The sequence below is a fragment of the Streptomyces sp. O3 genome (assembly GCF_054788135.1).
On record NZ_JBTVYK010000058.1, the window covers coordinates 23,851 to 45,140 of the forward strand.

The 21,290-nt window shown below is 68.9% G+C and carries 16 protein-coding genes; 2 read left to right on the forward strand and 14 right to left on the reverse strand.

The features are described 5' to 3' along the window. Positions 1-27 precede the first annotated feature (27 nt). Positions 28-996 carry a transposase gene (locus ACX6XY_RS24940; RefSeq protein WP_460335030.1) on the forward strand — a complete coding sequence of 323 codons (969 nt, stop codon included), beginning with the start codon at positions 28-30 and terminating at the stop codon, positions 994-996. Here the strand turns inward: ACX6XY_RS24940 and ACX6XY_RS24945 are convergent. The 5 genes from ACX6XY_RS24945 to ACX6XY_RS24965 all read right to left on the reverse strand — a co-directional run bounded on the left by ACX6XY_RS24945 (position 929) and on the right by ACX6XY_RS24965 (position 7,004). After that, positions 929-2,269: a hypothetical protein gene (locus tag ACX6XY_RS24945; protein WP_460334979.1), complete on the reverse strand. Its 1,341-nt coding sequence runs from the start codon at positions 2,267-2,269 to the stop codon at positions 929-931. The two genes, ACX6XY_RS24940 and ACX6XY_RS24945, sit on opposite strands and share 68 nt — an antisense overlap. 350 nt (positions 2,270-2,619) lie before the next feature. Then, a complete protein-coding gene (locus ACX6XY_RS24950) occupies positions 2,620-4,149 on the reverse strand; it encodes an FG-GAP-like repeat-containing protein (protein WP_460334981.1) in 1,530 nt (509 codons plus the stop codon). 89 nt (positions 4,150-4,238) lie between these two features. After that, positions 4,239-5,315 carry an FG-GAP-like repeat-containing protein gene (locus tag ACX6XY_RS24955; protein WP_460334984.1) on the reverse strand — a complete coding sequence of 359 codons (1,077 nt, stop codon included), beginning with the start codon at positions 5,313-5,315 and terminating at the stop codon, positions 4,239-4,241. Beyond that, the gene (locus ACX6XY_RS24960; protein WP_460334987.1) at positions 5,297-6,307 is read right to left on the reverse strand and encodes a trypsin-like serine protease; all 1,011 of its coding nucleotides are present in this window, start codon (positions 6,305-6,307) and stop codon (positions 5,297-5,299) included. Before ACX6XY_RS24960 ends, ACX6XY_RS24955 begins: the two co-directional genes overlap by 19 nt. Positions 6,308-6,467: 160 nt before the next feature. Next, a complete protein-coding gene (locus ACX6XY_RS24965; protein WP_460334990.1) occupies positions 6,468-7,004 on the reverse strand; it encodes a hypothetical protein in 537 nt (178 codons plus the stop codon). A gap of 460 nt (positions 7,005-7,464) precedes the next feature. Here ACX6XY_RS24965 and ACX6XY_RS24970 point away from each other — a divergent pair, with 460 nt between their 5' ends. After that, positions 7,465-11,259 carry a polymorphic toxin-type HINT domain-containing protein gene (locus ACX6XY_RS24970; RefSeq protein ID WP_460334993.1) on the forward strand — a complete coding sequence of 1,265 codons (3,795 nt, stop codon included), beginning with the start codon at positions 7,465-7,467 and terminating at the stop codon, positions 11,257-11,259. Positions 11,260-11,866: 607 nt separating this feature from the next. On the opposite strand, the gene ACX6XY_RS24975 is transcribed toward ACX6XY_RS24970, so the two are convergent. From ACX6XY_RS24975 to ACX6XY_RS25015, 9 genes are all read right to left on the reverse strand, one after another. Then, positions 11,867-12,160, reverse strand: coding sequence for a hypothetical protein (locus tag ACX6XY_RS24975; protein ID WP_460334996.1), 294 nt, complete (start codon positions 12,158-12,160; stop codon positions 11,867-11,869). Further along, positions 12,160-12,567 (reverse strand): hypothetical protein, encoded by a 408-nt coding sequence (locus tag ACX6XY_RS24980; protein ID WP_460334999.1) that lies wholly within the window; start codon positions 12,565-12,567, stop codon positions 12,160-12,162. The genes ACX6XY_RS24975 and ACX6XY_RS24980 overlap by 1 nt, the downstream gene beginning before the upstream one ends. Before the next feature lie 178 nt (positions 12,568-12,745). Next, a complete protein-coding gene (locus tag ACX6XY_RS24985; RefSeq protein WP_460335002.1) occupies positions 12,746-12,937 on the reverse strand; it encodes a DUF397 domain-containing protein in 192 nt (63 codons plus the stop codon). An 11-nt stretch (positions 12,938-12,948) separates the two neighbouring features. Beyond that, positions 12,949-13,809, reverse strand: a complete 861-nt coding sequence (locus tag ACX6XY_RS24990) for a Scr1 family TA system antitoxin-like transcriptional regulator (protein ID WP_460335005.1) — start codon at positions 13,807-13,809, stop codon at positions 12,949-12,951. A 136-nt stretch (positions 13,810-13,945) separates the two neighbouring features. Continuing rightward, on the reverse strand, positions 13,946-14,434 hold the full coding sequence (locus ACX6XY_RS24995) for a hypothetical protein (protein WP_460335008.1): 489 nt from the start codon (positions 14,432-14,434) through the stop codon (positions 13,946-13,948). Between the two features lie 182 nt (positions 14,435-14,616). Then, positions 14,617-16,053, reverse strand: coding sequence for a GTPase ObgE (obgE, locus tag ACX6XY_RS25000; protein WP_460335011.1), 1,437 nt, complete (start codon positions 16,051-16,053; stop codon positions 14,617-14,619). Between the two features lie 138 nt (positions 16,054-16,191). Continuing rightward, positions 16,192-16,449 carry a 50S ribosomal protein L27 gene (gene rpmA, locus ACX6XY_RS25005; protein ID WP_460335015.1) on the reverse strand — a complete coding sequence of 86 codons (258 nt, stop codon included), beginning with the start codon at positions 16,447-16,449 and terminating at the stop codon, positions 16,192-16,194. 14 nt (positions 16,450-16,463) lie between these two features. After that, entirely contained in the window at positions 16,464-16,784 is a 321-nt protein-coding gene (gene rplU, locus ACX6XY_RS25010; protein WP_460335018.1) for a 50S ribosomal protein L21, read from the reverse strand. Positions 16,785-17,115: 331 nt separating this feature from the next. Beyond that, positions 17,116-21,255 (reverse strand): Rne/Rng family ribonuclease, encoded by a 4,140-nt coding sequence (locus tag ACX6XY_RS25015; protein WP_460335021.1) that lies wholly within the window; start codon positions 21,253-21,255, stop codon positions 17,116-17,118. Positions 21,256-21,290 lie beyond the last annotated feature (35 nt).

Consider the following 21,290-nt stretch of genomic DNA (forward strand, 5'->3'; position numbering starts at 1 on the left):
CGAGTTGTGTCGCCGCACTTGGATGCGGTGCAGGTGGAGCGGGTGTGGTCGGTGGGTGGCGTGGTCCGTATCGGTGCCCGTACCCGCTTGTTGACGGTGGCGTGTCCGGATTGCGGTCGCGGCTCGGCGCGGGTGCACCTGATGCGCATGCAGCTGCCGCCAACAGCCACGCCCCTGGGTACTGGGCGTGGACGACTTCGCGCTGTACGCCGACGTCTACGGCACCTTGCTGTCGATGCAGACACCCGGCTCCTGTTCACGCTCTGGGCGGGACGGGACGCCGAGCAACTGGCCACCTGGCTGCGGCAACATCCGGGCGTCGAGACCGTCTGCCGCGACGGCTCGCTTCAATACCGGCAGGGCATCAGCGACGGTGCACCCAACGCCACCCGGGTCAGCGACCGTTTTCATTTGTGGCAGGGGCTGTCGAAGCGGGTCTCGGACATCGCCGCCGCCCACCGCGGCTGCCTGTCCGCCGCAGTTCCTGAACCCGAACTGGCCTCACCGCCACCGTCGGCCGAACCGTCCGAAGAGGCCGATACTCCCGCGCGCCGACACGCTCAGCGGCTGTTCGAGGCGGTGCACACGGTCTCCGGTGCTGGCCGCTCGCTGAGCGCCATCGCCCGGGAGCTGGGCCTGAACCGGCACACCGTGGCCAAGTACGCACGCGCTGGCTCCTGGCAGGAGTGCGTACGGCGCACTCCGCCCGCCGGTCAACCCACCCCGTTCAACTCCGACGTCAACGAAGGCCGCATCACGGACCTGAAGCTCCAGAAAAGGATCATGGCCGGCCGGGCCGGGGTGCGCTGCTCCGCCAGCGCGTCATCCTCATGGCGCACCTCCGACGCCGCTACCCGTGACGGAGCGTCACCGGCGCACGGAGGCACACCCTCACTTCACGAAAATCTTGCCGGGCCGTCCAATCCCCCTAGCGCTGTGGTGTGGTGCCGGTTCGGAACGTCACGTGCGAGGTGTAGTAGAAGCCCCCGCCGCTGACCCGGTTGCCGGTGACCGCGACGTCGCTCACCGGTGAGACGAACCCGACCGTGTCCGCGTTCACGCGGACCGCGTTGCGCGAGGCCCCCGAAGCGCCCGCCGCCACCGTCACCCGGTTGTCGACGATGTCGACCCCGGAGACGGGATTCGGCCCTACCTGGACCGACGGACGGCCGAACCTCCGCGCCGACAGGGAACTGACGTAGACCCCGCCGACGCTGTTGTTGACCGTGTTGCCGCGGATGACGATGTCGGTGGTGTTCATCGCCCCGACGGCGTCCCACTTGGCGTCGTCCACGACGTTGCCCTCGATCAGCACGCGCGCGTGCACCTGGCCGACCTTCTCGCCGCCGGTATGCGATCCGACCAGCTTCGCCCAGGACGGCTGGGAGCCGGACGCACCCGCGTAGTTGCGCTGCACCTGCACATCCACGGTCGGGGTGCCGTCGCTGGCTCCGGCCCATGTGTTACCGGAGAGGGGCAGGTCGAGCTGGACGGCCTCACCATGCCACAGGCCCTGCGTCGGATTCTCGACCCAGCCCTTGAAGAAGCAGTCCCGGACCGCACCCCGGCGCACGGCGTTGAGTTCGACCGCGTGCCACCACTTGACGTTCCAGACCGTCACGCCCTCGACTTCCACATCCTGGGTGTGCGTGAAAGTCAGCGCGTTCATCGGCGGGGCGTCGTCCGCGCGCGCCCGCGCAGCCCCGGAGTCATTCCACACCCACGCGGAAATAGGGTCCCATTCGCCACCCTTGACCATGATGTTGCCCGGCGCCGAGTAGCCCGTCGTGGCAGACGAAGGGACATGGTTGATCAGCATGGTGGCCTTCGCGCCGCTGACCGCGGGCGCGCTGAACGACCCCTGGCTGTCCGTGACGTACTCAGGACTGGGCGAGTGCTGATTCCTCCGGTCCAGCGTGTACTTCCGCATGACCGTGCCGAACTTGGCGACGAACCGCGCACCGGTCGCGTCCAGGACCGTGTTGCCGCCGATGACCAAGGTGCTGAGCAGCGTGTAGGTGGGAACCCCCGCATACCCGGCCTTCACGATGATCCGGCCCTTGCCGTCGACCCCGTGCGAACCCACCACCCCCGCCGCCGCGTCGTCCAACGCCCTGCGCAGCGCCCGGACATGCGCCGCCTCACCCGAGACAGCCGGATTGATACGCGCGGTACCGGCCTGAGCCGCCGACGCCGCACCCCCCACGACCGTGACGGCCCCGACCACCACGCCCCCGCGCAGCAGCCCCCGTCGACTGATCCCTGTCATTCTCATACCTCGCCCCTCGGCCAGCGGCCAACCTGCTCGAACTGTCGTAGCTGAACTGCACAGTAGTCCGGCTCGTCCCGTCGACGCCGACGGTGCCCGCCCTCCTGCTGTTGCCGGGGATCCAGGGCCGCCTGCAGAGTTGCCAACCAGGCCCGATGAGCCTGCTGCGCATACGGAAGACGGAACACTCGTGCACACGCTCGTAGGCAGCGGCGGAAACCGCTGCCTACTGCGAGTGAACTCCCCGCTCCTAACCTGCCACGTCCCGCGCCTCGGCATACGCCTGCGTGTGTTCTTCGGCAGGTCAGAGAGGGACGTCCCTTCCTTCGACGCCTTATGGAGCCACAGCGTCAGAGCGTGATCATGAACTTGCCCTGGTCCCAGTAGGTTCCGCGGTTCGTACGGACCGCGACCTTCCCGTCCTTGGTGTGCACGAGCATGTCGGCCTTGCCGTCGCCGGTGGCGTCACCGAACCGGAGGAGGCCCCAGCCGGTGCCGTCGATGAAGTTGCCCCAGCCGCCGGACCAGTGCTTGCCCTGGTCGAAGTACGAACCGTGGTTCGTACGGACCGCGATCTTGCCGTCGTTCGTGTGCACAAGCAGGTCGGCCTTGCCGTCGCCGTTGACGTCGGCGAAGTACAGGCGGCCCAGGTCCTTCCAGGTCAGGAACCGGCCCCAACCGGCGGACCAGTGCTTGCCCTGGTCCCAGTAGGTTCCGCGGTTCGTACGGAGCTCGATGTTGCCGTCCTTGGTGTGCACGAGCATGTCGGCCTTGCCGTCGCCGTTGACGTCGGCGAAGTACAGGCGGCCCAGGTCGCTGCCGTCGATGAAGCGGCCCCAGCCACCGGACCAGTGCTTGCCCTGGTCGAAGTACGAACCGTGGTTGGTGCGGACCGCGATCTTGCCGTCGTTCGTGTGCACGAGAAGGTCGTCCCTGCCGTCGCCGTTGACGTCGGCGACGTACAGGCGGCCCAGGTCCTTCCAGGTCAGGAATCGGTCCCAGCCGCCGGACATGACCCGGCCCGGAGCGAAGGCGTCACCCTGGTTGCGGTAGACCACGATGTCGCCGTTCGTGCGGAGCATGACCAGGTCGTTCTTGCCGTCGCCGTCGATGTCGGCCGAGTACGTACGGTCGCGGTTGCGGACGTCGTTCACCCAGCCCGCCAGGCCGTCGACCCTGGCGTCCACCGCGCCGGTCCGGGTCTCCGTCTCTCCGAAGCACCCGCCCTGCCAGGAACGGCTGTGGACGGCGGTCAGCTCGACCTTGCCGTCCTTGCGGCGCAGGGCGGGGCCGCCGGTGTCGCCCTTGCAGACGGAGACGCCGTTCTGACCGGTCAGCGCCACGGTGGTGTCGGTCGCGGAGGCCACCCGGAACTCGCCGGTGTGCAGCTGGTTGGGGACCCACTCGGTTTTCGTCCGGCCGAACCCGGCGCCGAGCAGGGTCTCACCGGCCTCGGGGGCATCGGCGGCCAGTGCCACCGGCTTGACGGCGGTGACGGGCGCGGCGAGGCGGACCATGGCCACGTCCCGGTCATCGCGCGGCACCACCTCGACGACGTCGACGGTCTGCTTGCCTACGGTCGCCTTGGTCTTCAGCGCGGGCTTGCCCGGCTTGACCTCGGTGCCCGGAGTGGGAGCGAAGCAACTCGTGGCGGTCAGCAGCCACTGCTGGTGCACCAGCGCGGCGGAGCAGCCGCGCGTGGCGTCGCCCTCGCCGATGAGAAGCCGGGCGGTGAAGGCGTGCTCGTCTGCGGCCGCGGGTTCGCCGGAGACCGCCTGCGCGGTCGGCGTCGCGGTGAGCAGACCGGTGGCGACCGCCAGAGCCATGCCCGCGGTCAGGGCTCCGCGAGCCTTCCGGGTGCGTATTCCTGTGTTGCGCAACGTACTTCCTCTATGTCGAGCCCTGGGTGGGCCGACCGACAACAGAGGTATCGGTCGGCCCACCCAGGGACGTGCCTAGGGCGGTGTGTTCAGGCGGGGCTGTACCGCTCGATGACGTGCATGCGGTCGAAGGTCCAGTTCCCCGCAGGGGTCTTCCAGCTGTGCAGGGGCCCGTTGAGGGTGCCGTTGGTCTTGGCCGTCCAGGTGATGGTCTTGACGCGGCCGTCGGAGTAGCCGTAGACGGTGGCGAGGTCGTCGCGGCCGTCGCCGTTGAAGTCGCCGGTGGCGAGCTTCATGTTCTGGCGGTAGTAGTTCCCGGCCGGGACGGTCCACAGTTCGGTGCGGTTGCCGAACTTGCCGTCGGCCTGGCTGGGGTTGAAGCCGATCACGGAGTCGTGGCCGTCGCCGTAGTCGTACCAGGTGGCGATGTCGTCGCGGCCGTCGCCGTCGAAGTCGCCGGAGTGCACGCTGGCCCGGTCGAAGTTCCAGCCGCTGGACTGCCAGCCGTGGACGGGCTCGTTGAACCCGCCGTCGGGCTTGGCGGTGAAGGTGATCAGCTTCACGTCGCCGTTGGCGTAGCCGTAGAAGGCGGCGAGGTCGTCGCGGCCGTCGCCGTTGTAGTCGCCGGTGGCGAACTTCATGTGTGAGGCGGTCCAGCCGCCTGTGCGGCGGAAGGAGGAGAAGGGGGCGTTGAACCCGCCGTCGGGCTTGGCGAGGAAGGTGAACAGCTTGTCGCTGCCGTCGGCGTAGTCGTACCAGACGGAGACGTCGTCGCGGCCGTCGCCGTCGAAGTCACCGGCGTTGACGGTCATGGCGTCGAAGTTCCAGCCGTTGTTGGTCCGCCACGAGTGCAGGGGGCCATGGAACGTGCCGTCGCCCTTGCCCCGCCATGTGATCAGCCGGACCTCGCCGGTGGAGAAACCGTAGAGGGTCGCCACGTCGCCGATGCCGTCGCCGTTGAAGTCACCGGTGACGCGCTTCATGTTCTCGGCCCAGTAGTTTCCCGCGGCGGTCTTCCAGCTGTGGAGGGGAGCATTGAAGCCGCCGTCCGCCTTGGCGGACCAGGCGTGGATCTTGTCGCTGCCGTCGCCGTAGTCGTACCAGTCGGCCAGGTCGCTGCGGCCGTCGCCGTTGTAGTCGTGGCGGATCACGTGCCGGCGGCCCACTGCGACGTGCCCTCGGCGTCGTAGATGACGAAGTTGCCGCGGTTCTGGAGCACGGCCTTGCCGCCGGGGGCTGAGGTCTTGGACTCCCACAGGATGGTGGTTCCGTCGGCGGCGATCACGGCGAGGTTGCCGGTGGTGTCGAAGCGGGCGGTCGCGCCCGCCTGCCCTGCGGTGCCGGTGGACCACAGGGACTTTCCGGCGTTGGAGGAGATGACGAGGTTGCCGTCCGCCTGCATGGTGAGGCGGGCCGAGTTGGAGGTGAGCGTGTCACCGGGCAGCAGAGTGGTCCCGGCGGTGATCTCGTTGCCGCCGACGGTGTTGTCCAGCCGGGCGGCGATCGCGGCGTTGCTGTTCGTGTCCGAGCCGAAGCAGCCGCCTTCGTTGGTGCGGCTGGCGAGCGCGACCAGCTCAAGGGTTCCGTTGGTGTCCCGCAGGAGCGGGGCACCGGCGTCCCCCTTGCAGAGCGCGTCCGATGCGCTCTTGCCGCTGATCGCCAGGGTGTCGTCGGCGACGGAGTCCACCTGGAAGGCTGCCGTGTGCAGCTTGTTGGGTGCCCACTCGCTCTGAGTCCTGCCGAATCCGGCCGCCGTCAGCTCCTCGCCTGCCTGGGGAGCGGCAGCGGCGAAAGGTACCGGGGTGATGCCGGTGGTCGGCCGGTCGAGACGGGCCAAGACCACATCGCGGCCCTCACGCGGCACCAGTTCGACGACGTCACGGATCTGCCCGCCGGAAGCGGTCAGATCGCTGCGGCCGATGGTCGCCGTGGTCTTCCACTTCGGCTTGCCCGCGGGAGCGTGAGCGGTGGCGGGGTCGTCGGCGAAGCAACTGGCCGCGGTGGCGATCCACCGCGGCGATATCAGGGCCGCGGAGCAAGCACGCTTGCCAGCGCCGATGTCCAGGCGGGCGGTGAACGCGTAGTCGGTCTTGGCCGCCGGGGAGCCGTTCACGGCGCTGGCGGGCGTCGACGTCACCAGAACCGGCATTGCGAGCATTGCCGTAGTGAGGGCGGCCAGCGCGGACTTACCCACCGTGCGCCGGGGGTCGGCGCGAGATGGTCTTGCAGACATGTGCTTCCTTTGTCGGAGCTGGACACGCTGCCTGAGCAGTGGAGTGCTGCGGCCTGGGCAGCGTGACAGATGGGACGCTGGCAGGTCAGCTGTTGACGCGGAGCTCGACCAGAGCGGACTGTCGGCCACTGTTACCGGTCTCGCCGACGGTCGTCATTTTATTGGCGGCGGCATCGACAACGGTTTCCTTGCCGTCGGCGGTCAGCGTGGCCTCGACGGGCTGAGCGCCGGTCCAAATGTTGAAGGTCTTGGGAAGCTCCATGGTCAAGTAGCCAGTCTTGGCATTGGACTTGAAGCAGAAGAACCCGAGACGCGACTCCACGAAAATATTGGAGGGGTCAGAGGTGCACTGGTTGACCTCAGTGATGCCCGTGAGGACGATGTGACCATCACCACGCTTCAGGGCAATTCCTCGGTCCTCCAGGAGTTTGGCAGCGCCGGGGTAGTTGAAGTCCTCCACCGCGCTCGGCATCCCGTCGGCCTCCACAGCCAGGGGAGCCGAAGCAGGAGGCTGGGGGACTGCTTGCGCCGAGGTCAGACCTGTGACACTGAGACAAGCAGCGGCGGCCGCAAGGGAGGTGGCCCCGATGGTGAGTGCCCTGCGGACACGTGATATCGCCATGACTCTCTCTTTCCACGAGAAGCGAAAGGGGGTCTCATCCCCCGAGGTTCACGGAAGTAAACCATATGTAAGATCCACGCGAAGGCACTGCCAACCGCCGTAGAGCCTGAGGGGGGTGGCGGTGAGTCACACACGGATTAAGAAAGACGTCTGCGTTATCTAGCTGTGACGATTCACTTACAGGCAACCTGGATCGAAACGGACATGCGCGACTATTCCTCAGCTCGTGGTTGGTGTTGGCAGATTAAGACGTCACTTGGAAAGGGAGTATCAGGTGATACAGCGGACGCGCCTCAGACGGCTGTGGCCTAGCCACAGGGGTGGGCGCAGAGCCATAGATAGAAGGCCTGTGCCTCGCGGGGCGAGCGCGGTGGTGCTGTCCGCCGCTCTGCTTGCCGGCCTACTAGGAGCCACACCCGCCGCCTCTGCGGAGTCCAACCCGCCGTCAAATCGTGGATTGGTGGTTGCGTATTGGAAAAACGGCGGCGCTGGTGTGAGAGAGGCTGCCGAGCAGGCACTACTCGGCAGCGAGGAGGACCTCAGACAGTTCCTCAAGTCCGAGGAAGCGATCCGCCAGATCGACGACCGTGTCGACGTCAGTCGCATCCTGAACGCGGGCGGCCCCGCCGTACGTGAGGCTGCCAAGCAGGCCTTGCTAGGTACGCCGGAGGAACTGCGGACGTTTCTGCGAGACGGCTGGCAGGCACCGCACGAGCAGGATCAGCGTGTCCTGGCCGCACGGGTTGTCAACTTTGGCGGCTGGGGAGTGAAGGACGCGGGCGAAGCGGCCCTGCGAGGCACTCCACAGGACGTCACCAAGTTCCTGGAGGAAGGCCAGTACGCCGCCCGCCAGACGGACAACCGGGTCGAGGTCGCCAAGCTCCACAACAGCGGTGGCCCGAACATGAAGGCCGCCGCCGAGCTGGCCCTCCGTGGCACCCCCGACGACGTTGTCGAGTTCCTGGAGGTCGGCCAGTTCGTGGCGCGCAATCGCGACCAGGAACACGCCACCATCGCCCAGCTCACCGAGCAGGCCATCAAGGCCGGTAAGCGGGCCGAGAACGCGACCAAGTCCGCACAAGAGGCCTCGGCGAAGGCGATCGCGGCCTCGGAACTGGCAAAGAAGGCCGCCAAGAAGGCCGCCGAGGAGACGGAAGCCGCCAGGAAGGACTCCAAGCGCGCCGCAGTCAAGGCTAAGCAGGCCGCAGACGCTGCTCGCTCCGCCGCGTCCGCGGCGCAGACTGCGATCGGGGCGGCCAATGCCGCCAACCGCTCTGCCCGGATCGCTGCTCTGGCGGCCGCGCAGACCGCCAACGCCGCCGCGGCCGCAGCCGACGCCGCGACGCGCGCCTACAAGGCCGCCATCGCCGCAGGCAAGGACAAGGATCAGGCCGAGAACGCCAGGAAGCAGGCCAAGAACGCCCGCAAGGCTGCGAAGCTCGCCACGGAGTCGGCCAAGGCCGCAGATCAGGCAGGCAAGGCATCCCTGGCCGCCGCGACCGCGGTCAAGGCAGCCAAGAGCGCGAGCACCAACGCCAAGGCCGCTGCCGACTCGGCAGAAGAGGCGAACGCGCATGCTGTCGCCGCCGGGGTCTCGTCCAGCCAGGCCAAGGCCGCAGCCGCCGAAACCCGTCGGCACGCCCGCGAGGCCGACCGCGCGGCCAACGCCGCTGAGACGCTGGCCCGAAAGTCCGCCACCGCCGCCGCGGGAGCACGCGATGCGGCCAACTCGGCTGCCACGCATGCCAACAAGGCGGCCACGGCCGCTGAGTACGCCGCCGAACACGCTGGTGAAGCCAGTGACGCGGCAGCCGAGGCCACCAAGCAGGCCAACGCGGCCAAGATCGCCGCGAACAGCGCGACTGCGGCGGTCGCGACGGCCAAGAAGGCCTTCGCGGTCGCTCGCGAGACCGAGGCCGAGGACCTCGCCACCCGTACCGCCGCCGCCATCGAACGCGCCAAGTCCCACAAGGCAGCCGGTAACCGTTTCACCAAGGCCGTCTCCGGCATCGTGATCGAGGGCAAGGCGATCGCCGACGACGCCGACGCTCTGGCCGCCGAGGCGGCCAAGCCCGACGCCGACACCTCGGCGATCGCCGCCAAGGGCCGTGAGGTGGCCCTGCGGGCGATGAAGCACTTCGGCTCCTGGCGACAGCACGCCGCCGCACAGGCACTCTCCGGTACTGACGAAAACGTACTGGAGTACCTGCGCACCGGCTGGAAGCAGGCCGAACAGGACGAGATCCGACAGCAGGTCTCCGAGCTGGCCACCACCAGCCCCTACGATGCTGTTCGCACTGCGGCTGCCGAGGCTCTCAAGGGCACAGAGCAGCAGATCCGTGAGTTCTACACGACCGGTCAGCACAAGGCCGCGAACACGGACTACCGTGTCGAAGTTTCCAAGATCTACAACAGTGGCGGCCCCAGCGTCCAAGAGGCAGCCAAGAAGGCGCTGACCGACGGCAGCACCCAAGCACTGCTCGGCTTCCTCAACAGCGGCCAGTACACCGCGCTCAACACCGACGAACGGGTCATCGCCAGCAAGCTGTTCAACGACGGCGGCCCCGAAGTGAAGGCCGCAGCCAAGATCGCCCTGTACGAGTCGCCCGACCGCCTCCACGAGTTCGTCCTGGTCGGCCAGCACATGGCCGACCGCAAGGACCAGCTCGCCGCGACTCACGTCTCTCAGGTTGAGCGCCTGATCGCGGAAGGCTCCGTCGTCGCGGCCAAGGCCCAGCAGAACCGCTGGCTCGCCGCGAAGGCCGCAGCTGAAGCCAACCAGGCCTCCACCGAAGCCGACCAGGCCGCGACCGAAGCGAAGAACAGCGCTCGCCAGGCCGCCAAGCACGCATCCGAGGCCGACCAGGCCGCCGACAGCGCCGCAGCCAGCGCCACCAAGGCAGCCAAATCCGCCACCACCGCCCGCAATGCCGCCACCCGAGCGCAGAAGGAAGCGAACGCCGCAGAAGAATCCGCCGCCCAGGCCGAATTCACCGCGAACTACGCCCGCACCTCAGCCGCCAAGGCAGACGCGGCAGCCGACGACGCCCGCATCTCCGCTCTGGCCGCAGGCAAGAGTGCGAAGGAAGCGAAATCCGAGGCGTCCAAGGCGTGGAAGCAGGTAAAGACACTGCGCGAGGCCGAAGAAGCCGAAGCGCGCCGTCTTGCTGAGGAGCAGCGCAAGCAGGCAAGGGAAGCGGCGAAGAAGAAGCCTAAGGAAACCTGTTCACCCAACCCGTACGCCACTCGTCTGGATACACAGTTCCAGCGCTGCATAGCGAGGAACGGTCCAGACGCATTTGAGCCTCCCGAGATCGACCCAGGGCTCGCTCTGAAGCTAGGCAAGGTCGCAACGAACGTCCTTGGCATCGACGACGCCGTGGACTGCTTCAAGAACCCCACACTGGGCAAGTGCCTTGTCGCAGCCGTGTCTGTGTCGCCCGTCGGCAAGCTCAAGCTTCTCAAGCACCTCGACAAAGTCGACGACATCGCCAAGAGTTCCCGAGTCAACAAGGCAGCTAAGTGCTTCAAGTGCTTCCTCGCCGGCACCAAGGTACTGATGGCCGATGACTCGGCCAAGAACATCGAGGACATCAAGCTCGGAGACCGCGTCGTCGCCACCGATCCGATCAGCGGCGAGACCACCCCGCAACCGGTGACGAACCTCATTATCACCGAGCACGACAAGCGCTTCAACGAGCTCACTATCACCACCCACAAGGGTGAAGAGCAACTGACCGCCACATTTGAGCATCCATTCTGGTCACCATCCGAACAGGCGTGGATCGAAGCAGGTGACCTCCGCCGCGGGATGACCCTGCGCACCGTCGATGGCAGCGCAGTTAGCGTGAAGGGCAATCGCTCCTTCACTCAGAACGCCAAGACCTACAACCTCACCGTCGACGATCTGCACACGTATTATGTGCTTGCAGGAAAAACGCCCATCCTTGTCCACAACGCTGATTGGTGCACAGATGCGGAACGCGCCGAGGATGCTGGTGACATAGCTAGAGGCCACGCCGATGGAAAGCACGGATCGGAGTTCCCAGGAGTTTCGGCAGACGATCTAGAGAAGCTCGCACGGGACGTGATGGAGAATCCGTCTCGCTCCAAGAGTTTGGGCAGCGGACGAAAGGCCTTCTTGGGGAAGGATGGAACGACCTTGGTTATTCACAACCCGATGGACCCAGACGGCGGAAGTATCTACCGTTTGAGCCCCAGCACCCTGGAAGACTACTGGGAGAGGTTGAACTGATGTCAGGCCGTGAGGTAGCCGCGAGTGAACTGCTCACCGCGGAAGAGGTCGAACTGGTGCGGCGAGCTCTCCTGGAATGGGTTGGACCGGCCCGTTGCAGTGACCAGCTTGCCGCGGGTATAGGATTTGAGGATTCACAAGATCTCGTCAATCAGACTCGCAGGCTAGACAGGGCGCTCGGATCCGACATCCCGCTTTCTCCAGTTGACTGGGCTCGCGTACTTCTGGCCACGGAGATCGCTTTCGTCAGTGATCTCATGGGATCAGGGGTCGAGTGGCAGACGGCGACGGGACGCGACGACGTAGCAACCATCAGGATGTTGCGCTTGATCCAGCGGAAGTTGAACAAGACCGTGCGTCCTTACTACGGGAAGACCCCAAGTGCGTAGACGCGCCTCTTTCGGCAGACGGTAGCGCTCCCTGAAGAGGGGCACTCTTCTCAGCCTTTCCGGGCGGGACCGGCTCTGGGCGAAAGCTCCTGGTGGATGGGGCACGGCCGAGGCCGTCTGTCCGCCCCTGCGGTCCGCGCCCAGTTCTGTCTGGCCGGGTAAGGGGACGAGGTCCGGGGGGATGTCCCCCCCCCCGGACCTCGTCGGGTTGGGGCGGATCAGGGCCAGTGGACTCCGGCTGGGCCGTGTGCGGGTTTGCGGCAGTCCGGGGTTTCGGGGCCGGGTGGGATGGCGACGGGGTCGGTGTCCAGGGCGTAGCAGAGTTGTGCGTGGAGGGTTTCTGCTTCGGCGGGGGTGAGGCGGAGGGTGAGGTCGGTGTCGAATCTGCCGTCCTGCTGGAGCCAGAGGGGGATCGTGAGGCGGCCGTCCGCGTCGCGTTGTACGGGTTTGCCGGGTACGCGGCTGATGCGCGGGCCCTGTGCTGTGGTTCGGGCGGGTCGGGAGTCTGCCATCAGAATGCGACCCCCGGCCTGCCGGGGGCTCCGACGGGGTGCCCGTGGATGATCCACGGGCCGACGTCGATGCCGTCGAGCGCGAGTGCGAGGGCTGTGCGGCGCTCGTGTTGTTCGTGGGCGAGGAGGTAGGGGCGTACGAGGGGGCTGGGCCCGTCGAGGATCGGGCTGTCGAGGGTCGACTGTCCGGCTGGGGTGACGGGGGTGCCCGCCTGGCGGGGCGGGCTCGGCGGGATGATCCGGCGGACGAGCAGCCGCAGCCCGGTCGCGGTGCGCGGCGGCCTTGGGGTGACCGTGGCCAGGGCCATGGCCGTACGGCTTCTGCGGCGGCGTCCCTTGGCTGGGGCGAGGAGGGCGAGGAGGCGGGTGGCTGTTCGTTGCAGGGCGAGCCCGATACGGTGGTTCATGCTGACGCTCTCCTGGTCTTGGATCATGCGTTGGCCAGGCCCTGGGGTGGTAACGACACCGCCAGGGCTTTTCGCGTTCAACTCAGATGTGAGCCAACGAGGTTGACTCCAACGGTAGACCCAACATAGAGCGAGTTACAACAAGTTGTAACTTGGTCGAGTAACTGGCATATGCCCATCACTCGCGCCCGCTGAGCACCCCGCCCTTGACGCTCAACAACAGCGCCCGCAACCGATCCGGCTCCGTCGCGATGACCACCCCCGGCTCGTCGCTCTCCCGGACCAAGACACTGCCGCGCGTCAACGCGAGTTCTACGCACGCGCTTTCGGGCTGGTCCGAGAACGAGGACTTACGCCACGGAATATCCACCTTGCTTCCTTTCACAGCTGCCGGGCCAGCTCACGGATGAAGTCACATGACGGCTCGGGCGCAAGCGCTCTACGCTCCATGCGGTCCATCAACACGCGATAGTTCGCCAGCTGACTCTCCGCGTACAGGAACGAAACCCCCGCCGGGGCATCCGACTGCACCGTGTCCAACTGCGGCACCGGGCCTTGCACATACTGCGTCGAACCTGCCGCAGGCGGGAAGCCACCGGCCTCGAAGGGCACCACTCTGAGGGTCACGTTCGCCTTCTCGGACTGCTCAAGAAGATGGGCAAGCTGCGCTTTGACCACCTTCACGCCGCCGAACCTCATCCGCAGAGCGGCCTCATGGATGAGGAACGTGCACGGCAGCTCTCTTGGATCATCGATCACACGGCTCCGCCGCAGGCGAAAAGCAAGCTTCCGCTCGAAGTCCGCAGATGCGAGAGGGGGCACCGCTTCCTCGAAGACCGCGCGTACATAGTCCTCGTGCTGGAGCAGTCCGGGCATGGTCGTCACCTGCGCGGCCCGTACGGCCACGGCGTGGTGCTCTAGTTCCGCGATGTCCAGCAGGGTTGCGGGCAGGATGTCCCGGTACTCGTCCCACCAGTTGATGAGTCCCGTACGTCGCTCCCTCGCTATCTCCGCGAGCGCGTCGACGTAAGCCGAGTCCGGGCAGGCGTAGTTGGCGGCCCAGACCCGCACCCGGTCGGTACTGACCCCGAAGCGGCCGGTCTCGATGTTCGTCACCGTGGTGCGGTCCGTGCGGTGCAGTACGGCCGCGTCATTGATCGACATCCCTGCATGCTCGCGCATCGTGCGCAGCTCCGCGCCAAGTCGACGCTGCCTCTCCGTCGGAGGCTTCCTCGCCGCCATCCGCCATCCACCTCTCCTGCTCGCTGCCCTCCAGTGCGGAGCGAGCCTAGTAGCCACTGGGCAACAGGCCCGCCCGCCCCCATACGCAGACCGGGACGGCGGCAGCGCTCCCAGCAGACACCGCGGCCGCTGCTCGTCAGGTGAGGACGTGGGACCAGAAGCGGGCCTTGTAGTATCGCGCGCCGTTGCGGGACGAGTCGCCCCGGCCGGAGAAGCCGACCGTGTCGTTCCACCACTCTGACGCGTTCGGGGCGTCGACCCAGAACTCCGTCCCGTCCGGGAGTCGGCTGAAGGACTTCGTGAAATACCAGTCGTGAACCCTGGTCCTGGCAGCGAAGTACCACTCCCTTCTGCTGCTGTCCCACCTGAGATGGGTCTTCCAGATGCCGTGATCGGGGTTACGGGAGTCTCCTCCCACTGTGAAGAAGACGTCCGCGGAGGCGTAGTCGGGCTGGATGTCGTGCCCTGTTACCTGGAACGACAGCTTTGCTTCCAGGGAAAGTCCGGTGATGACGCCACTGCTGTTCGTGACCAGGCTGTAGGCGCGTAGGTCGTGGTAGCCGATCGCCAGGAGCAGTTCGTGGGTGTCGTCCCAGTGCACCCCGTGCGCACCGGGGAATCCCACACTGATGCTGTCCGCGAATGATGTTGGCGGCAGACCACCGCGAGTCTTGGGTGCGACACACGAAAGCGGGCGGTCCCGGTGCCTACGTCGGTTGGGCCCGGGCCCGCCCCCGCGGGGGGGGGGGCGGCGCCCCCCCCCCCCCCCCCCCCCCCCCCCCCCCGCTCGGGTGGGTCAGGCGTGGGTCAGAAGGGCTTGAAGTCGTCGTATTCCTGTTGGGCCTCGTCGCGTTCGGCCTGCTTGTCGCGGCGGCGCTGGGTCGCCGGGCGGGGGGCGTCCAGGCGGTGGTCCTCGCCGCGGCGGCCGAGCATCTCGGCGCCGGCCAGGACGGTGGGCTCCCAGTCGAAGACGACCGCGTTGTCCTCGGGGCCGATCGCCACGCCGTCGCCCGCGCGGGCCCCGGCCTTCATCAGCTCGTCCTCGACGCCGAGGCGGTTGAGGCGGTCGGCGAGGTAGCCGACGGCCTCGTCGTTGTTGAAGTCGGTCTGCCGCACCCAGCGTTCGGGCTTCTCGCCGCGTACGCGGTAGACGCCGTCCGCCTCGGCGGTGACCGTGAACCCGGAGTCGTCCACGGCCTTCGGGCGGATGACGATCCGGGTCGCCTCCTCCTTGGGCTTGGCGGCGCGGGCGGTGGCCACCAGTTCGGCCAGTGCGTAGGAGAGCTCCTTGAGGCCGGTGCGGGCCACCGCCGACACCTCGAAGACGCGGTAGCCGCGGGCCTCCAGGTCGGGGCGGACCATCTCCGCGAGGTCCTTCCCGTCCGGTACGTCGATCTTGTTGAGGACGACGATGCGGGGGCGGTCGTCGAGGCCGCCGTACTGCGCCAGCTCCGCCTCGATGATGTCCAGGTCGGACAGCGGGTCGCGTGCGGACTCCAGGGTCGCGGTGTCCAGTACGTGCACCAGGACGCTGCACCGCTCGACATGGCGCAGGAACTCCAGGCCCAGGCCCTTGCCCTGGCTGGCGCCCGGAATCAGGCCCGGCACGTCGGCGATGGTGTAGACGGTCGCACCGGCCGTCACCACGCCGAGGTTGGGCACCAGCGTGGTGAACGGGTAGTCGGCGATCTTCGGCTTGGCGGCGGACAGCACCGAGATCAGCGAGGACTTGCCCGCGCTCGGGTAGCCGACGAGCGCCACGTCGGCGACCGTCTTCAGTTCGAGGACGATGTCCCCGGCCTGTCCGGGAACGCCGAGCAGCGCGAAGCCGGGGGCCTTGCGGCGGGCCGAGGCGAGCGCGGCGTTGCCGAGGCCGCCGCGGCCGCCCTGCGCGGCGACGTATGAGGTGCCCTGGCCGACCAGGTCGGCCAGGACGTTGCCCTGCTTGTCGAGGACGACGGTGCCGTCCGGGACGGGCAGCACCAGGTCCTGGCCGTCCTTGCCGGAGCGGTGGTCGCCCGCGCCCGGCTGGCCGTTGGTGGCCTTGCGGTAGGGGCTGTGGTGGTAGTCGAGCAGCGTGGTGACGGCCTGGTCGACCACCAGGGTGACGTCGCCGCCGCGGCCGCCGTTGCCGCCGTCCGGGCCGCCGAGCGGCTTGAACTTCTCCCGGTGCACGGAGGCACAGCCGTGACCTCCGCTACCCGCGGCGATGTGCAGCTCGACGCGGTCCACGAAGGTGGTCATGGGGTGCCTCCAGAATTACGCACGGACTGTGCACGCGATGTGCACGGAATGTCTTACTCGTAACACGCGAAAGGCGGACCCGCTTCCCGCGAGGGAAGTGAGGTCCGCCTCCGCTGAATTCGCTCTACGGAACCGAGATTACTCGGCGGCCGGAACGATGTTCACGACCTTGCGGCCACGGTGGGTGCCGAACTCCACCGAGCCGGCGGCCAGCGCGAACAGCGTGTCGTCCTTGCCGCGGCCGACCGAGTTGCCCGGGTGGAAGTGGGTGCCGCGCTGGCGGACCAGGATCTCACCGGCGTTGACCAGCTGACCGCCGAAGCGCTTCACGCCGAGCCGCTGAGCGTTGGAATCGCGACCGTTCCGGGTGGACGATGCGCCCTTCTTGTGTGCCATCTCTCCTCAGTCCCTTACTTCGCAGCCGTGGGGATCTCAGTGACCTTGATCGCCGTGTACTGCTGGCGGTGGCCCTGACGACGGCGGTAGCCGGTCTTGTTCTTGTAGCGAAGGATGTCGATCTTCGCGCCCTTGTGGTGGTCCACGATCTCGGCCTGGACCTTGATCCCGGCCAGCACCCACGGGTCGCTGGTCACGGACTCGCCGTCAACGAGCAGCAGGGTAGAGAGCTCTACCGTGTCGCCAACCTGGGCGGTGGAAATCTTGTCAACCTCAACGATGTCGCCGACAGCAACCTTGTGCTGGCGGCCACCGCTGCGCACGATGGCGTACACGCGGATCTCTCTTTCGCTCGAAACGGACCCCTGATGCCAGCCGCCCACACGGGCCCCGAGGGGCGCCGATGATCCGGAGGGACGAGCGGCCTCTCCCGCGCGGGCGCGGGAGGGAGATGCTCAGAGGGTTGGCGTACTAACAGACGCCGAGGGTCAAGGTTACGGGGCCTGGCCTGAAAGGGTCAAACCAGCCCCCGTCTGTCCGGCCGTCTCCAGTCGCCTCCGGCCAGTCGGCTGTGACCGACTGGCCGTGGCTGACCGGCCGTGGCCGACTGGCCGTGGCCGACTGGCTCCGTCCCGGCCCGCGGGGCGGGACGGAGCCAGGCGGAGGTCAGGCCTCGTCGGCCGGTGCGGAGACGGAGGGCAGGGTCTGCTGCTCCGCCGCCGCGGTCTTCTTGGCGGCTGCCGTCTTCTTGGCCGTCGCCGTCTTCTTGGTGGCGGCCTTCTTGGCCGTCGTCTTCTTCGCCGCGGTCTTGGCCGCGGTCTTCTTGGCCGTCGTGGTCTTCTTCGTGGCGGCCTTCTTGGCGGTGGCCTTCTTCGCCGACTTGCGCGCGGCCTTCTTGGCCGGGGCCGCCTCTGCCTCGTCGGCCGTGGTCCCGTCGGTCGCGGGTGCCTCGGCGGTCGTCGGAGCTTCGGCCGTCGGAGCTTCGGCCGTCGGGGCTTCGGCGGTGTCACGCGCCGCTGCCGGAACCACCACCACGGCGGCCTCCGCCGACGCGGTCGGCGCCGCCGCCTTGCGGACGGCGCGCCTGCGGGGGCGCGGCGGGGCCGCGGCCTCGGGGGCCTCGGCGACCTGCGCGGCCGCGGGCTCCGCGACCGGCTCCGCGACGGGTGCGACGACGTCGGCCACGGCGGGGGCCTCGACCGGGGTCTCGGCCCGCGCCTCCGTCTGCGCCTCGATGACGGTGACCGGCTCGGCGGCCGCCTTGGGCGACCCGGTGGGCGCGGACGCCTTCCGGGCGACCCGGCGACGGCCACGGCCCTTGGGAGCCGCTTCCTCGACGGCCTCGACGGGCTCGGGGGCTTCGGCGACCGCTTCGGCCACGGGTTCCGCGACCGGCTCGGCGGCCCGCTCCGGGGCCTCCGTGACGGCCGCCGCCTCTTCGGCCGCCTTCGGCGCACCGGCGGGCGCGGACGCCTTCCGGGAAGCCCGGCGACGGGTGGCGCGCGGGGCCGCCTCAGCGGTCGCGCTCTCGGTCGCGCTCTCGGCGGCGGACGCGGCCAGGGCCGCATCCGCATCAGCCTTCGGCTCTTCCGCCGCCTCGGACAGCACGGGCGCGGACCGCTCGGCCGCCGCCCTGGCCGGACCGGCCGGAGCCGTCGCCTTGCGGCTCGCCCGTCGCCGGGAGCGGCCACGGCTCGCCGCGGCCTCCGCCTCGGCCGCGCTGCTGTACAGCTCCTCGTCCGGGACGAACTCAGGCTCGGGCAGCTTCGCGGGCGCCGCGGCCTCGGCCGCCACCTCCGCCGCGGTCTCGCTCACGGTCTCGGCCTCCGGCTGCGCGGGGGCCGCCTCGGGCTGCTCGTGCGGGTGCTCTACGGCGCCGCGGCCGCGCTTCTTGGACCGCTTGCCACCGCCGCCGCCGACCGCGGTCGGCTGCTCCATGTGCACGATGACGCCACGCCCGTTGCAGTGCACGCAAGTCTCGGAGAAGGACTCAAGGAGTCCCTGCCCGACCCGCTTCCGGGTCATCTGCACCAGGCCGAGCGAGGTGACCTCGGCGACCTGGTGCTTCGTACGGTCCCGGCCCAGGCACTCCAGCAGGCGGCGCATCACCAGGTCCCGGTTGGACTCCAGGACCATGTCGATGAAGTCGATGACGACGATGCCGCCCAGGTCGCGCAGCCGCAGCTGGCGCACGATCTCCTCGGCCGCCTCCAGGTTGTTCCTGGTGACGGTCTCCTCGAGGTTGCCGCCCTGGCCGGTGAACTTGCCGGTGTTGACGTCGACCACGACCATCGCCTCGGTCTTGTCGATCACCAGCGAGCCGCCGCTGGGCAGCCAGACCTTGCGGTCCAGCGCCTTCATCAGCTGCTCGTCGATGCGGTACGTCGCGAAGACGTCGACCTCGCTGGTCCACTTGGACAGCCGGTCCACCAGGTCGGGGGCGACGTGGTCGACGTAGCCGTGGATGGTGTCCCAGGCCTCGGCGCCGCTGACGATGACCTTGGAGAAGTCCTCGTTGAAGATGTCGCGGACCACCCGGACGGTCATGTCCGGCTCGCCGTAGAGCAGGCTCGGGGAGCTCGTGGAGACCTGCTTCGACTTCTTCTGGATGTCCTCCCACTGCGCCTGCAGCCGCTCGACGTCGCGGCGCAGCTCGTCCTCGCTGGCGCCCTCGGCGGCGGTGCGCACGATGACGCCCGCGTCCTCGGGGACGATCTTCTTGAGGATGGTCTTCAGCCGGGCCCGCTCGGTGTCCGGGAGCTTGCGGCTGATGCCGGTCATCGAGCCCTCGGGCACGTACACCAGGTAGCGTCCTGGCAGCGAGACCTGACTGGTCAGGCGGGCGCCCTTGTGGCCGATCGGGTCCTTGGTGACCTGGACGAGCACGGACTGGCCGGACTTCAGCGCGGACTCGATACGGCGCGGCCCGTTGGCCATGCCGAGCGCCTCGAAGTTGACCTCGCCCGCGTACAGGACGGCGTTGCGGCCCTTGCCGATGTCGATGAAGGCGGCCTCCATCGACGGCAGGACGTTCTGCACCTTGCCCAGGTAGACGTTGCCGACGTACGACGTCGACTGCTCCTTGTTGACGTAGTGCTCGACGAGGACGTCGTCCTCCAGGACGCCGATCTGGGTGCGCTCGCCGCTCTGCCGGACGACCATCACGCGCTCGACGGCCTCGCGGCGGGCGAGGAACTCCGCCTCGGTGATGATCGGCACCCGGCGGCGGCCCTGCTCGCGGCCCTCGCGGCGGCGCTGCTTCTTGGCCTCCAGGCGGGTCGAGCCCTTGATGGACTGGACCTCGTCGGACGGCGCTTCCCGCTCATCCTTCTTACGCGGCTCGCGGACCTTGACGACGGTACGCTCCGGGTCGCCTTCGCCCGGCGTCGCGTCAGCGGGCGTGTCGCCCGCGCGACGGCGGCGACGGCGGCGGCGACGGCTGCTGCTGGAGCCGCCGGGCTCCGCGCGCTCGGCGCGCTCGTCCTCAGCGTCTTCGGCCGCCTGCTCGGCGGTGTCCTCGGCGTCCTGTTCGGCCTGCTCGGCGGCGGCGGTCCGCTCGGTCTCGGCGTACTCGGCGGCCTCGCCCTCGGCGGACTCGCCGCGGCGGCGACGACGGCCACCACGGCGACGGCGGCGGCCCGGACGCTCGCCCTGCGCCTCGGCGTCCTCGGCTTCGGCGGCCTCCTCGGCCTCTTCCTCGGCTTCGGCCTCGGCGGTCTCCTGCGGGGCCTCGGTCACGGGAGCCTCGGCCACCGGCTCGGCGGCCTGCTCGCCGCGACGGCGGCGGCGACGGCCGCGGGGCGCGGGCTGCTCAGGGGCGGCTTCCTCGTCCTCGGCGGCCGCGGGCTCGACGACCTCCGCGGCAGCGGCGGCCGCGGCGGTCTCCGGCGTCTGGAAGGTCGGCTCGGTGAACACTGGCGCCTGGAACATGGCGACGGCGGGGCGCTGCGGGCGGCGGCGCGAGCGCGCGCCCTTCTCCTCAGCCTCCGGCTCGGCCTCCTGGTCCTGGTCCTGGTCCGGGCCCGACTCCGGCTCGGTGAAGATCTCGGCGGCCTTCCGGGTCGCCCGGCGCCGGGTACGCCCACGGGGCGCGGCCTCCTCCTCAGCCTCGGGCTCAGTCACACTGGCCTCGGCGTCGGCCTCAGCTGACGCGGGTGCACCGGCGGGCGCGGTCGCCTTACGGGTCGCACGACGCCGCGAACGCACACGCGGCGCGGCCTCATCAGCGGGAACCTCCGGCGCGGCGGCCTCGACGGCGGCCGACTCATCCTCAGCGGCAGCCACAACAGGCTCCTCAGTCCAGGTCTCAGCTGACATGGGCGCACCGGCGGGGGCGGTCGCCTTACGGGTCGCACGACGCCGGGTACGCGCGGGCGGCGCGGCCTCGGCAGCGGCGGCCGGGGCTTCATCGGCGACCGGCTCGGCGACCGCCTCGGCCACCGGCTCAGCGGCCGGGGCGACCTGCCCCGGAGTACCCGCCGGAGCGGTCACCTTGCGCGTCGCACGACGCCGGGTACGTGCGGGCGGCGCGGCCTCGGCAGCGGCGGCCGGGGCTTCATCGGCCACCGGCTCAGCGGCCGCCTCGGCCACCGGCTCAGCGGCCGGGGCGACCTGCCCCGGAGTACCCGCCGGAGCGGTCACCTTCCGCGTCGCACGACGACGCGGAGCCGCCACGGGCGCGGCTACGACGCCGCTCTCATCAGTTTCGGCGGCCTCGTCGGGTGCGACGACGGCGTAGGCGGTCACAGAAATCGGAGCGTCGGCGGCCCCCGGCGCACCGGCGGGCGCGGACGCACGGCGCGCCACGCGACGCCGCGAACGCGGCGCGGCCTCGGCAGCGG

Coding starts and splice junctions, on each gene's coding strand:
- ACX6XY_RS24945 (WP_460334979.1), bottom strand. CDS start 2,269: ATGACAGGGATCAGTCGACGGGGGCTGCTGCGCGGGGGCGTGGTGGTC.
- ACX6XY_RS24960 (WP_460334987.1), bottom strand. CDS start 6,307: ATGCTCGCAATGCCGGTTCTGGTGACGTCGACGCCCGCCAGCGCCGTG.
- ACX6XY_RS24965 (WP_460334990.1), bottom strand. CDS start 7,004: ATGGCGATATCACGTGTCCGCAGGGCACTCACCATCGGGGCCACCTCC.
- ACX6XY_RS24975 (WP_460334996.1), bottom strand. CDS start 12,160: ATGGCAGACTCCCGACCCGCCCGAACCACAGCACAGGGCCCGCGCATC.
- ACX6XY_RS24980 (WP_460334999.1), bottom strand. CDS start 12,567: ATGAACCACCGTATCGGGCTCGCCCTGCAACGAACAGCCACCCGCCTC.
- ACX6XY_RS24990 (WP_460335005.1), bottom strand. CDS start 13,809: ATGGCGGCGAGGAAGCCTCCGACGGAGAGGCAGCGTCGACTTGGCGCG.
- obgE (WP_460335011.1), bottom strand. CDS start 16,053: ATGACCACCTTCGTGGACCGCGTCGAGCTGCACATCGCCGCGGGTAGC.
- rpmA (WP_460335015.1), bottom strand. CDS start 16,449: ATGGCACACAAGAAGGGCGCATCGTCCACCCGGAACGGTCGCGATTCC.